General features: G+C 59.6%; 11 protein-coding genes. 6 read left to right on the top strand and 5 right to left on the bottom strand.

Features of this window, described 5'->3' with window-relative positions; all coding sequences use genetic code 11:
* Positions 1-143: 143 nt before the first annotated feature.
* The gene (locus E5K02_RS16990) at positions 144-677 is read right to left on the bottom strand and encodes a carbohydrate binding domain-containing protein (protein ID WP_135396405.1); all 534 of its coding nucleotides are present in this window, start codon (positions 675-677) and stop codon (positions 144-146) included.
* 627 nt (positions 678-1304) lie between these two features.
* Between E5K02_RS16990 and E5K02_RS16995 the strand changes: the two genes are divergently transcribed.
* A complete protein-coding gene (locus tag E5K02_RS16995) occupies positions 1305-2849 on the top strand; it encodes an ArnT family glycosyltransferase (RefSeq protein WP_135396406.1) in 1545 nt (514 codons plus the stop codon).
* A gap of 96 nt (positions 2850-2945) precedes the next feature.
* Here E5K02_RS16995 and E5K02_RS17000 read toward each other — a convergent pair whose 3' ends face one another.
* Positions 2946-3476 carry a hypothetical protein gene (locus E5K02_RS17000; protein ID WP_135396407.1) on the bottom strand — a complete coding sequence of 177 codons (531 nt, stop codon included), beginning with the start codon at positions 3474-3476 and terminating at the stop codon, positions 2946-2948.
* Positions 3477-3659: 183 nt separating this feature from the next.
* On the opposite strand from E5K02_RS17000, the gene E5K02_RS17005 reads away from it, so the two are divergent.
* From E5K02_RS17005 to E5K02_RS17025, 5 genes are all read left to right on the top strand, one after another.
* Entirely contained in the window at positions 3660-5966 is a 2307-nt protein-coding gene (locus tag E5K02_RS17005; RefSeq protein ID WP_135396408.1) for a hypothetical protein, read from the top strand.
* 81 nt (positions 5967-6047) lie between these two features.
* Positions 6048-6797 carry a class I SAM-dependent methyltransferase gene (locus tag E5K02_RS17010; RefSeq protein WP_167856461.1) on the top strand — a complete coding sequence of 250 codons (750 nt, stop codon included), beginning with the start codon at positions 6048-6050 and terminating at the stop codon, positions 6795-6797.
* Between the two features lie 47 nt (positions 6798-6844).
* Positions 6845-7801 (top strand): glycosyltransferase family 2 protein, encoded by a 957-nt coding sequence (locus tag E5K02_RS17015; RefSeq protein ID WP_135396410.1) that lies wholly within the window; start codon positions 6845-6847, stop codon positions 7799-7801.
* A gap of 125 nt (positions 7802-7926) precedes the next feature.
* On the top strand, positions 7927-9483 hold the full coding sequence (locus E5K02_RS17020; protein ID WP_135396411.1) for an ArnT family glycosyltransferase: 1557 nt from the start codon (positions 7927-7929) through the stop codon (positions 9481-9483).
* 102 nt (positions 9484-9585) lie between these two features.
* Positions 9586-11028, top strand: a complete 1443-nt coding sequence (locus E5K02_RS17025; RefSeq protein WP_135396412.1) for an aldehyde dehydrogenase — start codon at positions 9586-9588, stop codon at positions 11026-11028.
* 4 nt (positions 11029-11032) lie between these two features.
* Here E5K02_RS17025 and E5K02_RS17030 read toward each other — a convergent pair whose 3' ends face one another.
* The 3 genes from E5K02_RS17030 to E5K02_RS17040 form a co-directional block, all read right to left on the bottom strand.
* Complete coding sequence (locus tag E5K02_RS17030) at positions 11033-12385, bottom strand: hypothetical protein (protein ID WP_135396413.1); 1353 nt, start codon at positions 12383-12385, stop codon at positions 11033-11035.
* 82 nt (positions 12386-12467) lie between these two features.
* On the bottom strand, positions 12468-13949 hold the full coding sequence (locus E5K02_RS17035) for an energy transducer TonB (RefSeq protein WP_167856462.1): 1482 nt from the start codon (positions 13947-13949) through the stop codon (positions 12468-12470).
* 109 nt (positions 13950-14058) lie between these two features.
* Positions 14059-16275, bottom strand: a complete 2217-nt coding sequence (locus E5K02_RS17040) for a S9 family peptidase (RefSeq protein ID WP_135396415.1) — start codon at positions 16273-16275, stop codon at positions 14059-14061.
* Positions 16276-16384: the final 109 nt, after the last annotated feature.

Raw genomic sequence — 16384 nt, forward strand, 5'->3', positions numbered from 1 at the left:
GGCGCAACCGGCCAGGGCAAAAGTGCTGCTGGTAGCTCCTGCTCCCCGGTGCAGAGCAATCCTATAAGCTGAGCGGGCAAAGAAAAAGGCGGATTTCGCTCGCCTTTTTCTTTGCCCGCTCAGTTTGGCTAGCCAATGCTTTTCTATCCCTCGCTGGTAATTTCCAGGTCGTCGAGATAAATGTTCTGGCTGCTATTTGCCCGCCACATGTACACGTTCAGAAAAGAAGTATAAGCAGCAGTAGCCGGGATTTCGATTACTTTCTCAATCTCAACCCATTTATTTACTGTCTTGGTTTGCTTGCCAATTTCCAAGCCTTCCCAAATCAGATTTTTGCCCGTTGCCGGATCTTTAATCTCCGTAACAACGACGCCATTTGATTGCTTGTCGGGCAAATAAGCCCAGCCGTGAATCTTGATTTTTTTAACCCGGTTGGCGCTAAGCTTGCCCAACTGGTTGGAATATCCCAAGCTGTACTCTACAGCCGGCCCCACTTTGATAGAATAGCGGCCGGAATGGGCTTGCTCTTTGGTCAAGGATGGAGCGGGCACACCACTTGTCCAGCCTTCCAGCGACTCGAAGTCGTTTTTAGCCAATAAGTTAGCAGGTGTTTCGCTTTTGTTATCACCGCAGGCAACTACGCCTAAAGTAAAGACGGCGTAAAGCAATTTTTTCATAAAAGTAAGGAAGCTTTAGTTGGGGCAAAATTAGAACATTTTTCAACACTATGCTTAGTACTCTATCATATTTCTCCTATTCTTAATGCCTGCTTAAGGCTAGTATAGACTAGACAGACAGAATGGAATACCACCCATTTCGGCCAGTATCGGCAGACACCAAGTGTTCATGCAAATTGAATTTTTCCTAGTACACTGCATCGTAATCCGCAGGAGTTTGCTTGGCAACGCAGCCCTGCCTGCGGGATACGTCAGAAACCCTCAAGGCCTGCAAACCACGCGCGACGGGAGTTTCTACCAGCAGTTGGTTCATTACCTTTGCTTGTCATTCTATTGTAGGCCCAGCGGTGCTGGGTTTCGTCAAGTCAGTTTATTTTTATCAAGGACTGGATACTAGCTGCTTTGCTACCACTCCAACCCAAGCCGGCGGACCAGAAAACCAGTACCGGCGACTACCGGCTTCCCCTGCTAATGGAGTATCTTGCCACCTTCGCTAGTCCAGCTGCTTTATTTGATGATCCTCGTTTCAGACTGCGCTGGCTCAGGAAGAGTCAGCGGCTTTCTTGGCGTGCTACTTTCTAGTTCTTACCCAGCCATCTTGGCTTTCTCCGGCTACTTTGCTTTCCAATGAATCACCTCACTGCTCCAGACAGGTCTGTAGTAACTACTAAAGCAGAATCCAAGCCCCCCCGCTACCTGCAGCTGCTGCGCGTAGCCGGATTGGGCGTGCTGCTGGGCGTTATCTTGTTTCCGCTGGTGTTTGATTTGCACCGGATTCCGATTCAGACCTGGGATGAGTCGCGCTTGGCCGTAAATGCGCTGGAGATGCATGATTCAGGCAGCTTTCTCGTCACGACTTTCGACCAGAAGCCGGACCTGTGGAATACCAAGCCGCCCCTGCTTATCTGGCTACAAGCCGCCGCAATCGGGCTGCTCGGCCCAACGGAAGTAGCTATCCGAACTCCTACTACGCTGGCCGCTATAGCGACGGTACTGCTTCTGATCGGCTGTAGCGCCCGGGCGCTGCGCAGCTTGGGCGGCGGGCTGGCGGCGGCCTTTATCCTGGTAACTATTCCGGGGTATATGGCCCCGCACGTAGCCCGGACCGGCGACTATGACGCTATGCTCATCTGGTGGCTGGTACTGGGAGTGGCCAGCTTTTTCCAGTACCTGGAAACAAACCGCCCCCGCTACCTGGTGGTGTGGGGCATAGCCTTGGCCGCGGCCATCATGACCAAGGGTGTGGCAGCGCTGCTTGGCAGTCCGGCGCTGGTGCTCTATGTTCTTTTCAGCGGCAAACTGCTCTCTTTGCTGCGGCAACCACGCTTTTGGCTTGTGTTGGCGGCCAGTTTTGCCGTGCCAGCCCTGTATTACACCGCGCGCGAAGCAGTCTTACCCGGCTACTGGCAAGCCGTGATGATGAATGAGTTGGGAGGGCGTTTTTCCGCTGCTCTGGAAAACCACACCGGCCCCTGGAACTTGTACCTGCTCAACCTCTGGGACTATACGTTAGCGCCCTGGACGCTGTGGCTGCTGCCCGCTGTTGGCGTACTGGCCTTCGATTCGCGCCCCGTAGTTCGACGGCTAACGCTGTTGCTGACCCTGTTTATCGTGTGCTGGATGGCAGTAATCAGCAGTGCTCAAACCAAACTGGAATGGTATCCGGCGCCTATCTACCCGATGGCCGCCTGGCTGTTGGGTCTGGCCTTGGAATCGGTTTACCGCCGCGTGCAGCAGTGGCTGCCGGCTCGTACCCGGGCTTGGCAACCCATTGTTGGTATTCTGGCTTTGCTGGCAATGGTAGCCGTGCCGTATCAGAACACGGTAGAAACTATCATCAATCAGCGCACGGACGGCTTTTCCTGGGAAGGTGACCATGCTGCCGGTTCCTTTGTGCGCAACTACCTGCGGGAGCACTCCGACTACCGCCAGGTAACGCTGGTGGTGCCGGGAGGCTACCAGCCAACGATTATCTTCTACATCAAGGCGTTTAGAAGCCGGGGAATCGAGATTTTGACCACTCAGCCCGATGGGCTGCAGAATCTGGCTCCGGGCACTGAGGTTCTGGTATACAGCCCCGAAATGCGGGACAAGATTCTGGCAAGCTACCAAGCCGTTCTGCTTCACGAGCAGGAGCCGGGCACCGCCCTCCTACTTCAGGGGCGGAAGTAGCGCGTACAGCCGAAAAAACAGCTACCGCCGGGTCTTACCATTGTATTGGCACCACCCGGCGGTAGCTGTTTTCGGTCGTAACGGACGGACGCGGCCTTAGGGAGCGACTGTCAGCTCAATGTCATCCAGGTAAACCGGCCCGGTAGCATTGGCCCGCCACAAGTACACCCGCACTTGGCTATTGGGGTCAACCACGGCAGGCAGGGTCAGGTCCTTCTCCACCAGAGTCCAGGCATCTACTTTTTCCAGGTCAATCTTCTCGTAGAAAGCATTGGTGCCGCTCTGGTCCGGATTCATGATTTGAAACACCAAGGCAGCATTGCCGGGCTTGGTCAGAAAGGTCCAGGCTTTGAGGTGAAACTTATTGATACGCGTCGGCGACAGGCGGCCCAGCTTGTTGATATAGGTGACCCCGTATTCAATATTCGAGTCGACCTTCACCGAGTACTTGCCGGTATGGGCTTTTTCCTGCGTCAGGGAAGGATTTTCCGGTAGCCAGCCTTCCAGGCCCTCAAAGCTGGAGGAAAACAATACGGAGCTTTTCGCACTGTCGGCCTCTTCGGTCTTTTTTTGCGAACAGGCTGTGGCTACTACAAGCAGCAGAAAATAGAGTCGAAAGGAGCGCATAAGCAGAAGGAGTTGCGGAAAGCAGGGTTTGGGCAAAGATAGGCTCAGCAGCGAATACCCGAACCATTAGTATGCCGCCAATGCCGTAGTTTTGACTGCGGCATCCTTGGATCAGACCGTCGCGCCTTACTTTTGTCTTTTATCCGCGCCTTGGCCGGAGTTGCTACCTTCTTTATTTCTCGCATGATTTTATTTCGTCGCAACACGCAGCACTGGTTGGGCATGGCCGGCGTTGCCCTGGCGGCTGCGGTGCTGCTGGTAGTGCTATTCTCAGCCGTGCTGGCCAACCCGGATGACTATTTCTTTGCCGCCGGCGGCGACGGGCTGCAGAGCTACTTTGCCACGGCCTACTATGCCTTTTACGATTCCGGGGTGCATTTCTCCGGAATGAACTACCCGGCCGGCGAGAACTTCAACTACCCCAACCTCCAACCCCTCATTGCCTGGGTTATCGGGGCTCTGCAGCGCCTGGGCATCCCGGCCGCGCAGCACACCATCGGCATTGTCAACGTGCTGGCTCTGGTCAGTGTGTTTTTCACGCCGGTTATCCTGTATGCCATCCTGCGCCGCACCCGCATGTCGGTGGGCTATGCCATGGTACTGGCCCTGATTATCGGCTTTTTGTCGCCGCAACTCCAGCGCCTGGGCGACCATATGTCGCTGAGCTACTCCTGCTTTGTGCCCCTGTTGTGGTATTTCATTATCCGGATGCAGGAAGCGCCGCGGCAGCTGCGCTGGTACGTGCTGTTTGTGGTCAGCAGCATGCTCATGGGCCTGGTAATGCTCTACTTCCTGGCCTGCGGCTGCTTGTTTTTGCTGGGCCACGTGGCTATTCTGGCCTTGCGGCGGCAGCGCCCCCTCGACCTGCTGTGGCGCATGGCCGTGGCCGCCATCCTGCCGTTGGTGCTGATGCGAACCTGGCTCTGGGCTACCGACGTCGTCACGGACCGCCCCCCCAACCCGTACGGGTTCTTGGTGTACATGGCGACGCCCCGGGGCGTATTTACGCCCTATCTGGAGCCTTTTCACAGCCTGTGGCAGGCCGTATTCCCGACCGAGGAAATCAGCTTCGAGTCGATGTCGTACGTGGGTCTGGTGTGCACCGGCGTGCTGCTCGTATCGGCGCTGCTGCTGGTGTCGCGCCTGTGGAAGCGGCGGCAGCACCCGAGCCGCCTACTGGGCCGTAGCCTTCCCGACCATCTGCAAACCGGCCTGTGGGCGGCCACCTTGCTGCTGTTCTTCTCCTTTGCCGTACCCTTCATTTTCCCCGGGTTTGCCAGCCTGATTGATTACCTGGGCCCGCTCAAGCAATTCCGGGCCTTGGGGCGCTTTGCCTGGCCTTTCTACTACGCGCTGAGCGTCTACACGGCCTATTACCTCTACCGCCTGCTGCGCTACCAACTGCAGCACCGCGTACCGCTGCTGGCCTTGCCCTGGCTACCTCTGCTGCTGGCTTTCTGGGGCCTGGAAGCCTGGATCAATATTTCCTCCAAAGCCAAAGCCGCGGAGCAAGGGGCGGGAGCTTCTGCCTTTATGGACCCGGCCGCCGGGCCGGTGCAGCGCCTGAGCTGGGCTAGTCGCACGGCCGCCGATTTTCAGGCCATTATGCCCCTGCCCTACATGAACAAAGGCAGTGACCGGATCGACCTGAGCGGCTCGGGCAACTCGGTGTACCAGGCCCACCGGCTGGCCGTCACCATGGGCCTGCCCGAGCTGTCGACCTACGTTTCGCGCCCCTCCATCGAGCAGACGCTGCGCCACGTGCAGCTGCTGAGCAGCCCGTTGGTGGAAAAGCCTCTGCTCCAGCAGTTCTCTTCCGACAAGCCCATTCTGCTGGTAGTAGCCAACGACCCGCTGACCCCGGAGGAACAACGCCTGGTGAGCATTGCCAAGCTGCTGCTGAAAGAAGAAGGCTTCTCCCTATACGAGCTGCCCATTGCGGCCCTGGCCGCTACCACCCTGGAACAGGAACGCGCCAAGGCCGCCACGCTGCTCCCCACCCTGCCCAAACGGGCCGGCGACATCTACACCACCACCGACCGGGGCGTCATTCGGCAGTCGTATGACGACAGCCCGGACCGGCGCGGCCGTCTGGCCCCGGGCGCTTTGTACGAAAAAGCCGAAACGGTTACCACGCTCTACGACGGCCCCCTGCCGGCGCCCGCCGACACCAGCCGCTACGAAGCCAGTATCTGGATCAATGGCAAACTGGACTACGGCTACGGCTACATGCGAGTGCAGCAGTTCAGCAACGGCAGCCAGGTCGATGAGCAAACCTCCGATGGGCGCCTGCTCACCGAAATTCAGGGCGACTGGCTGCGGATGCGGGTGCTGTTCCGGCCGAAGCCAAACGTGGACCGCATCATCGTGCTCTACGGCAGCCGCGACCTGCTGGCCGACGACCTGCTGATCCGGCCGCTGAATACGGATGTGTACTGGTACGACGCCAAGCAGCAACCCGTGCTCAACGGCTACCCCCTGGCCCGGTAGCCCCGGCGGCTCCTCTTTGCCCGCGGCCAAGACCGACATCGTTTAGTTCGTATCTTTGTTGCCCTGCCTAATTTTCAGTCTGTGCATCCAACCTACGAACAAGCCTATCATCAGCTGGAAGAGCAGCATTGGTGGTTTGTGGCCCGGCGTGAAGCTGTGTTTGCGTTAATCCAGCAGCTCAGCTTGCCCCTTGATGCCCGCATTCTGGAAATAGGCTGCTCGGGCGGCCCCTTGCTGCTGGCCCTGCAGGCCGCCGGCTATACCGACCTGAGCGGCATCGACGTGAGTGAAACCGGGATTCAGGTGGCCCGCAGCCGCGGCCTGACCAATGTAGCGGTGATGGACGGCGCCCAGCTGACGTTCAAAGACGCTTCTTTCGACTTGATTATTGCCTCCGATGTGTTAGAGCATATCGAGCACGAGCATCAGGCCCTGAATGAGTGGAAGCGGGTGCTACGGCCCCAAGGCCAGCTGATGGTTTTTGTACCCGCCTTCAATGCCTTGTGGAGCAGCCACGACGACGTGAACTACCACTTCCGGCGCTACTCCGTGCCCCAGCTCAGCCAAGTAGTGCGGCAGGCTGGCCTGCAAGTTACCCGCACTTCCTACTGGAATTCGACGCTGTTTTTGCCGGCAGCTGTGGTCCGGGTATGCAAGCGGGCCTTGCTGGGCAACAGCCAACCCGCCCAGGCCGGGGCCGACCTGGAAATGCTGCCCAACTTCCTGAATAGCACCCTACTTACCTTACTACGAGTAGAAAACCTTATTTTTCGTCGGTTTCGGCTGCCCGTCGGTATCAGCGCCTTCCTGTTGGCGACCAAAACACCCTAAGCCACGCTCTTCTCCGACAGTCTTTTCCTCATCCTTTATCCTACCCCGTGGACCTCTCCGTCGTCATTCCCATCTATAACGAAGAAGCCAACATCCCCGCCTTATATACCCGGCTCGGGGGTGTTTTGGACCCTATGGGTGTGCAGTACGAGTTCATCTTTATCAACGATGGCTCGCGCGATAAGTCGCTGGCCCTGGTGCAGAACCTGGCGGCCCGCGACCCGCGCGTGCGCTACATCGACTTTAGCCGCAACTTTGGCCACCAGATTGCCGTCACGGCCGGCCTCGATTTAGCCGCCGGACAGGCCGTGGTTATTATCGACGCCGACCTGCAGGACCCGCCGGAGCTGATTCCGCAGCTGTACCAGAAACTGCAGGAAGGCTACGAGGTGGTGTATGCCAAGCGCCGTTCCCGCCAGGGTGAAAGCGCCGCCAAGAAGCTTACAGCCAAGCTGTTCTACCGCCTGCTGGCCAGCATCACCAACATTTCCATTCCGGTCGACACCGGCGACTTCCGCATCATTTCGCGCAAAGTGGTGGATGCCCTGAAGCTGATGCCGGAGCAGAACAAGTTTATCCGCGGGCAGATTTCCTGGATTGGCTACCGCCAGACCTACATCGAATACGACCGGGCCGAACGGGCGGGCGGCGAAACGGGCTACACCTACAGCAAGATGATTCGCCTGGCCCTGGACGGCATTACCGGCTTCTCCGACGCCCCGCTGAAAGCGGCAACCGTTAGCGGGTTTATCGTGTCGGGCCTGGCCTTCCTGGTCATGATCTACACGCTCTACGCCCGCTTCGTCAGCCATGAGTACGAGCCGGGCTGGGCCTCGCTGATGGTCAGCATTCTGTTTCTGGGCGGCGTACAGCTGATTGCGGTGGGTATTATCGGGGAGTACATTGCCCGCCTCAGCGCCAACGTGCGGCAGCGCCCCTTGTATATTATTTCCGACACCAACATTCCGGTAACCGAGCGTACCGAGCCGGTACCTGCCCGCTAGGTCGGCGCCAAACCCATTATTGGCAGTTAATCAGCAAGGCCCGAGCAGCGCACGTTGTTCGGGCCTTGCTGCTGTCGGGGGCCGTGGCGCGCAAATTTGCTAGTTTTGACGGCCTGTCTCCGTCTATGCTGCCGCCTTCCTCTTCCCGATCCTCTTCTCCTGCGGTGGCCTTGCGGCGCTGGTGGTGGCTGCCACTATTGCCCGCGGCGTGGCTTGGCCTGCTGTGGCGGCTGGGAGCTGCCCCTCTGCAGATGTGGGACGAGGCTCGTTTGGCCGTAAATGCCGCCGAGATGCTACGCTCGGGCAATTGGCTGGTAACGCACTACGCTGGTCAGCCCGACCTCTGGAACACCAAGCCCCCGCTGCTGATTTGGCTGCAGGCCCTGAGTTTGCACCTGTTTGGCTACTCCGAATGGGCGGTTCGCCTCCCAACGGCACTGGCCGCGCTGGCCCTGGTTGGCTTGGCGGCGGCCTTTGCCCGGCGCTGGCTGGGCGGGCCGCTGGCCGGCCTGCTGACCGGTCTGGCGCTGCTCAGCAGCAAGGGTTTCATCACCCATCACGTAGCCCGCACGGCCGACTACGAAACACTGCTCTTGTTCTTTATGACGGCCCAGTTGCTGGCAGCCTTTGCCTGGCTCCAGACCCGGCAGCGGCGCTACCTCCTGCTGGCAGGCGTGGCCATAGCCGGCGCCGTACTGACCAAGAGCGTGGCTGGCCTGTTTTTCTTGCCCGGTATTTTGCTGGAAGTAACTCGGCGCGGGCGTCTGCTCGACTTGCTTCGGCAGCCTACTGCCTGGCTTGCGGTCTTGCTGGCTGTGCTACCGCCGGCGCTGTGGTATACGCTACGTGAGCAAGCGGCCCCGGGCTACCTGCAGGCCGTCTGGGACAACGAGCTGGGTGGGCGGCTGCTGGGTAGCCTGGAAAAGCACGGGGAGCCCTGGTACTGGTATCTGACGCCCTTTGCCAGCCAGCAGTTTCTGCTCTGGACGCCCTGGGTGCTGGTAGCGGGCGGGCTGCTGTGGCATCGTCCTGCCCGGCGGCCCGCCCACCGTTTTCTTACGCTGGCTGCTTCGGCTGGGGGCGTATTTTTTCTGCTCATCAGCAGTGCCAGCACCAAGCTAGCCTGGTACAGTGCCCCTATTTTCCCGGTGCTGGCCCTGGTGCTTGGCGCGGGTCTCACAGTGCTGTTGCGCAGGGTGTGGCTGGCGGCCCACCGCCGGCGGCAGGGCCAAAATCTGGTTGCAGGTCTTTCTCCGGTAGCAGCCACCTTTTTGCTGGCCGGACTCATCTTCATTCCGTCTCTGGTGGCGCTACAATCCCGCCTGGGCAAAGAGTACCGGCGCCGCTACGACGAGCCCTACCTGACCTACGGGCGTTATCTGCACTGGCAAGCTTCCCAGCCCGGCGCGCCTACCCGCTACGCCCTGGCCCATGCCAGCTCCGACCCCACCGTTCGGGAATACAATGCGCCCCTGGAATTCTACGCCCTGCAAGCCCAGCAGGAGCGCGCCGATACCACGCTGATCCTATACCGCGACATGGCGGGCCTGCAGCCGGGCCAGCGGGTCGTGGTGTGCGGAGCAGCCGCTCGGCAGGCCGTGCAGGCACACTACCGCGTCCAGACTCTGTTGGCTCAAGATTCCTGCGCCACCTTGGTGGTGGATGCCATTCTTCCTTACTAGTGGCGCAAAGGCTGCCAGCTGCTTTTGCTCGGCTCGATCTGGTAACCGGGTCGCCGGGTTTTGTAGCTTTGCTTTCCTCCCACTCAGGCTCTTTTCCGCGCTATGCTCCAACTACAGAACTTTATCAACGGTCAGTTTGTGCCCCCGGCAGCGGGCCGTTACCTCGATAATGTAGAGCCGGCCACGGGCCAGGTGTACAGCCAGATTCCCGACTCCGACGAAGCCGACGTGCAGCAGGCCGTAGCCGCGGCCCAGGCGGCTTTTCCGGCTTGGCGGGCTATGCCGGCCGAAAAGCGGGGGCGCCTGCTGGTGCGCATTGCCGAGCTAATTGAGCGGGACCTGGAGCGGCTGGCACAGGCCGAAAGTCAGGACAATGGCAAGCCTGTGGCCCTGGCCCGCACCGTGGATATACCGCGGGCAGCCAGCAACTTCGCCTTTTTTGGTACTGGCATCAGCCACTTCGCCTCCGAAACCCACTTTCAGGAAGGACAGGCCCTCAACTATACCGTGCGCCACCCCTTGGGTGTAGTCGGCTGTATCTCGCCCTGGAATTTGCCGCTGTACCTGTTTACCTGGAAAATTGCCCCGGCGCTGGCCGCCGGCAACTGCGTAGTCGCCAAGCCGTCCGAAATTACTCCGGCTACGGCCTACTGGCTGGGCGAGCTATGCCAGGAGGCCGGGCTGCCGGCCGGAGTACTTAACATTGTGCACGGCACCGGCCCCCGCGCCGGCCAAGCCCTTGTGGAACACCCGGCCGTGAAAGCCATCAGCTTTACGGGGGGTACCAAAACCGGGGAGCATATTGCGCGCACGGCGGGGCCTATGTTCAAAAAGCTTTCCCTGGAATTGGGTGGTAAAAACCCCAACCTGATTTTCGCCGACTGCGACCTGCCGGCGGCCGTGCAAACCAGTATCCAGTCCAGCTTCAGCAACCAGGGCCAGATCTGCCTTTGCGGCTCGCGCATCTTTATTGAACGCCGTATCTACGAGTCGTTCAAAGAGGCATTTCTGGCGCGGGTGCAAGCCCTGACCGTGGGCGACCCGCTGCTGGAAAGCTCCCGGCAAGGGGCTCTGGTAAGTGAGGCCCACCTCAACAAGGTGCTTTCTTATATTGAGCTGGCCCAGGCCGAAGGGGGCACCCTGTTGGCGGGCGGTCAGCGGGTGCAGGTACCCGGCCGCTGCGCCGAAGGGTATTTTCTGCAGCCCACGGTGTTTGAAGGCCTGGCGCCCGACTGCCGGACCAACCGGGAAGAAATTTTTGGTCCCGTCGTGACGCTTACTCCCTTCGACTCGGAAGAAGAGGTGTTGACCTGGGCCAATGGAACGGAATATGGTCTATCGGCCACCGTGTGGACCAGGGACCTGGACCGGGCCCACCGGGTGGCCCACCAGCTGCACGCCGGCGTCGTCTGGATCAATACCTGGCTGTTGCGCGACCTGCGGACCCCGTTCGGCGGCATGAAAAACTCGGGCGTAGGCCGGGAAGGCGGCCTGGAAGCCCTGCGCTTCTTTACCGAGCCCCAGAACGTGTGCTTGAAGCTGTAGAGGCTTATGTGGCGGCGTCTGGGCTCTGCACCGGCAGGTCAGCTTCTAGGCAAGGCGTCCTAAACGGGGCCTTTCGGGTAAAGGTGAGTACCACAAACAAGGAAGTGAACAGGCTGACCGAAGCCAGATAGGTGTAAGGAATAATCAGGAAGCCGTAAAAGGTAGCCAAGTAGACCTTCAGGCTAAGCAGAGCAGCTACGCGGGGGTCGAAACGGTGGCGAAACAGCCAGAACAGGGTGCCGCTAAGCACCACCACAGCCGTGCAGGCTAGCAGATGTACTAGCTGCAAACGGGAAATCCGCTCGACCAGCGTGCCGGGCAACTCATAGAACCACGGGGCAAACCCAACGCCATTGAACAGGTGCATGGGCACGGCTACCGGCGCCAGGGGGTCAATATGCTGCCACTCGCCCTGGGCTACATCCAGATTTTCGAGTTGGGCCCGCAGAAAAATAGTGGGGTCGTGGAGCAGAAAAGGGCCGAAAACCAGCACCACCCCGGCCAGGGCCAGCGCAATTGTCCGCCAGGCCCGGGGACCATTTTCCCGTAGCAATAGCAGCCCGTAAAGCGGCAGCCAGAGCGCCAGCGAAAAGCGGGACAGCAAGCACAGCACGATGCCCAAGGCCTTGACCCAGGAGCTGGGGCTGAGCGTACCCACGGCCAAGACGCAGTAGTAGCCCACAATCAGGCTTTCTACGGTGTAGCTAAACATGGGCTTGTCCCGAATCACCACGAAATGCAAGACCAGCACGGGCAGCACGGACTTGAGCAGCCACTCCGGCCCCGACAGGCCCAAACGCACCAGCTGCCAGTGGTAGGTGACCAGCAGGACCAGTAGCAGCAACCCCAACGCCCAGAGCCGGTAGTCGAGCCCGGCCAGCTCAGCCGGAACAAACGGCAGCCATTGCAGGGGCGGATAGTTGGGCAAAAAGGTATAGCCGAACAAGGTTATCGGCTGGTATACCGGCTCAGGCCCCAGCAGGCGGGTCACGTAGACCTGCAAAGCCGGCAGAATATCAGAGCTCTTTCCAATGGATGCCACGTCGGCCTGGGCAATGAGCTTGGTGACAACGGGCGTGGTTAGCAGCCAGCTACCTATGGAAAAGCCCAGTCCTACAGCTAACCGGGGCAAAACTGCGCGGGCAGTTGGCAACGGAGGCCAGGTGAAGCGGTAATCGAGCCAGTGACGGGCGGCCAGATAGCACAGACCCAGCCCCAGGGCGTAGAGGACAACCGGGCTCCAGTAGGGGCCCATACTATTGCGCCAGTAGGTAAAGAACAGCACTTCCAGCACAAAAAGTAGACTACAGCCGGCCAGTAGGATGGCGCCTGTGCGAGGCAAGGTGGGAGAGGTCATGAAACAGGGCGGCACGCGCCGCTCCCAGCCCAGCGTAGCAGAGGGCCCAAAGCGGCGCGGAGTGGGAAATAAGCAGTAAAACCTACTGAATTTTTTCCATTGCCCGCTCCAGATCAGCCAGCGTGGTTTCCTGGAAGACTAGTTGCTCCGTCGACGCCTGCCCGGTTACGGTGCGGCGCATAGCCAGGAAAGGCGTGCCGTTGCGGTACTGCACCCCAACCAGCACCACTTTGCGGTTGGCCGGAATTCCCTGAAAGGCATATCCATCGGCCTGGGGCTGGGCTTCCGCAATAGCCAGACAATCCTCGAACACCAAACGGATACTGGTACCCGGTTCCACATCCACGGGCACGGCAAAGTCTACGGGAGAGCCAGCCGCCAGCGGACGGTCGGCATTCAGCCAGCCCAGGCGGCTGCAGGTGTACACGCGCCGGTTGTCGGCGCTTTCTTCATCGGCCTCTTCGCCGCTATGCTGCACCACTGGCGTAGGCACCACCGAATCGGCGGCCGAGGCTGTAGCTGTAGCATCCGAGTTGGCCAGCCCTTCCTGGAAAGAGAACCGAATGGGCAGTACCATTTTCACTTTTACCAATTGGCCGCCGCTGCGAGCCGGCGTCCAGTGGCCGGAAGTTTGGCGCAACACCCGCAGCACTTCTTCGTCGCAGCCGCCCCCAATACCGCGCACAATGGTCGGGGATTCTACCCGCCCGGCTTCGTCTACCAGAAATGAGGCGTAAACAATGCCTTCCGTTTTGTTCTCGACGGCTGACTGGGGGTAGCGTACCAGCTTGTTGATATCGGCCGGACCACTGCCATAGGTCGGCATCTGGTCGGCAGTAGATGGGCGGGCGGCCAGGGGCTGCTCGGCGGCCGGACCGGCGGCTACCCAGCGCACTGGCTGCTGCCCGCGTCCTCCCTGCCCGTAAAACAGCTTGAGCTCACGCCGGCGGGAGGCCGGGCCGGGCATCTCCAGCTGAAACCCTTGCCCGGGCGCCAGGCGCAGCTGCTGTCCTTTGGCCGAGGCCCGCACCAGCACAATGCCCCCCGATTCGAGCAGTTCGCCTTCGGGTGTTACGGTCGAGAGGTTGGAGAGCAGCATATCGGCCACGCTGTAGCATTCTTTCAGCTCGACCCACACGGGGTTGGTAGCGGGCTGATTGCTGCTGGTAACCAGTACGCCCGCCGGAATCCGCACAACGGTGCCCTCCCGGCCGTGTACTTCAGCCGGTTGGGTTGGGTCAATCTGAAAATACTCACTGGCCTTCAGCGTCAGGTCGTGGAGGCGGGCCTCGGAAGGCGGCAAAGAGGTAGTGTCGGCACCCGGAGCCCGCAGCTGCCCGCGGCGGTACACAATCAGGGGGGCATTGCGGCTAGTGCGGCGGGCCAGCTGGTGCCAGTCGCGCCGGCTCCCGACGCTGCCCGAAGCCGGGGTTTCGGGCAAGGAATCAGCTAAGGCCGGGGCTGTTTCGACGGGCCGGGAAGCTTCCGACTGAACAGGTTTTTCGCGCTGGCAGCTGGCGGAAGCTACCAGTAAAAGGGAGTAAAAAAGCAGACGGCGTTTCATTCGGAGCATACGCATAAAATCACTCTACGCGAAAACCGTCCGAAAGAAACGCCGTCAAGCAGCATTTTCTCGTGCTAAGCTGGTGTTAGCGGTGCGTAGCACCCGCTATTTACAGGTTTTTTAGCACGAAATCAGTCATTTGGCGATATAAGTGCAGGCGGGTATTGCCGCCATAAATGCCGTGGTTGCGGTTGGGGTAGTATAAGGTCTGGTAGTCCTTATTGGCTTTTACCAAGGCATCCGTCCAGGCCACCGAGTTTTGAAAGTGCACGTTGTCGTCGCCCGTGCCGTGCACAAGCAAGTATTTGCCTTTCAATTGCTGGGCAAACTGTACCGGCGAATTATCATCGTAGCCGGATGGGTTTTCCTGGGGCGTTTTCAGGAAACGCTCGGTGTACACCGAATCATAATAGCGCCAGTTGGTAACGGGAGCCACCGAAATTGCCATCTTAAACAGGTCGGCATTCTTGGTCATGGCCAGGGCCGTCATGTAGCCCCCGAAGCTCCAGCCCCAGATACCGATGCGCGACTTATCCACATAAGGCAAGGTGCCCAGGTACTTGGCGCTTTCGCCCTGGTCAATGGTTTCGAGCTTGCCCAGGTTGGCGTAGGTGCTCTTCTTAAACTCCGCGCCCCGGGCTCCGGTGCCTCGGTTGTCCACCGAAACCACGATATAGCCTTGCTGGGTCAGCAGCTGATGCCACAGGTAGTTGGTGAGAGCAATGCCGCCCCCAATGTCGTCCTTCACGGTCTGGGAGCCGGGGCCGCCATACACGTACATCAGCACCGGGTACTTTTTGTTGGGGTCGAAGTCGGCGGGCTTCAGCATCGAGCCGTTCAGGGTCACCCCTTCCGACGTTTTAAAGCTGATGAACTCCATTTTGCCCAGGTTGTACTGGCTCAGCGTCTGGCGCAGCTTGGCGTTGTCTTCCAGCACTTTCACCACCTTACCGTCCTTACCGTTGCGCACGCTCACTGTGGTAGGCTCGCCGGCGGCCGAGAAGTAGTTAAGGAAGTAGCGGCAGTCGGGACTCATGTTCACGGTATTGTTGCCGTGGGCCGCCTCGCTCAGGCGGGTCTTGCCCCCACCCTTCAGGTTGATGCGGTAGAGCTGGCGCTGCAGCGGCGAGGCCTCGGTGCTGCTGTAATATACCAGGCCCTTGTCCTCATCAAACCCGTCGATGCTGGTGATTTCCCAGTTACCCTTGGTGAGCTGACGCACCAGCTTGCCCTGCATGTTATACAGGTACAGGTGACGGTAGCCGTCTTTTTCACTGCTAAACAGAAACTGCTTGCCGTCGGAGAGGTAGCGCAAGTCGTCGTTTACCTCCACGTAGGCCTTGTCGGTATCAGTGAGCACTACCTGGGTTTTGCCGCTAGTGGCATCGGCGTGCAGCACGTCGAGCTTGTTCTGCAGGCGGTTCAGGCGCCGGATGCTGAGCAGGTTGGGCGTTTCAGTCCAGATGATGCGCGGAATGTACTGGTTGGTTTCGGGGCCCACGTCCATCTTGGTGGTTTTGCCAGCGGCCACGTCGTGCACCGAAATGCTTACTACCGAGTTCTTTTCGCCGGCCTTGGGGTACTTGTAGCGGTAGTCCTGCGGATATAGCTCGCCCCACACCTGCATGTTGTACTCGGGCACCTGACTTTCGTCGAAGGTATAGAAGGCCAGCTGCCGCGAATCGGGTGACCAGAAAAAGGCCTGGGCAAACTCGAATTCCTCTTCGTATACCCAGTCGGTCGAGCCGTTAATAATTTTGTTTTGTACGCCGTCGGTGGTCACGGCTTTTTCCTGCATAGTGGCCAGATCCGTCACAAACAGGTTGTTGTCGCGCACGAAAGCCACGCGCTTGCCATCGGGCGAGAAGGTGGCGTAGCTCTGCTTGCCGCCGGCGCTCAGGGGGGTCAGCTTCTTCGAATCCCGGTCGTACACGAAGTAGGTAGCCCGGGAGCTGCGCCGGTAAATGGGCTCCTCGGCGGTCCAGAACAGGATTTTCTTCTCATCCGAGTTGAAGGAGTAGCCCTCTACCTGCAGGGGCTGGCCGCCCACTTGCAACTCCTGGCCCGCCACGAGCGTCTGCACGGCCTTGCCGGTCGTCACGTCGTGCTGCACCAGGTCCCCGTTGTCGAGGGCCGAGTAGTAGCGGCCGTCGCGCATCCAGTTGAAGCCGGGCACCGAGCGGGCCTGGAACGTGCCTTTAGCCCAGATATCCTCGAGGGTAATGTTCTGTTTTTGCTGAGCGACGGCCAATGGAGCCGAAATGGGCAGCAAGGCGGGGCTGGCGGTGGCTAGAAAGAAAGCCAGACCAAGAGAGCGAAAATTCATAGAAGCGAAAAAAGTGAACGGCGGAAAGTCAGGTACTAAAGGTACGCACGAAAAGATGGCCCTAAAGTCGAAGTTCAACCCGGGTAGTTGCGCTGGCAAAGCTGGGAAG

Source organism: Hymenobacter metallicola (genome assembly GCF_004745645.1).
GTDB classification, from domain to species: domain Bacteria; phylum Bacteroidota; class Bacteroidia; order Cytophagales; family Hymenobacteraceae; genus Hymenobacter; species Hymenobacter metallicola.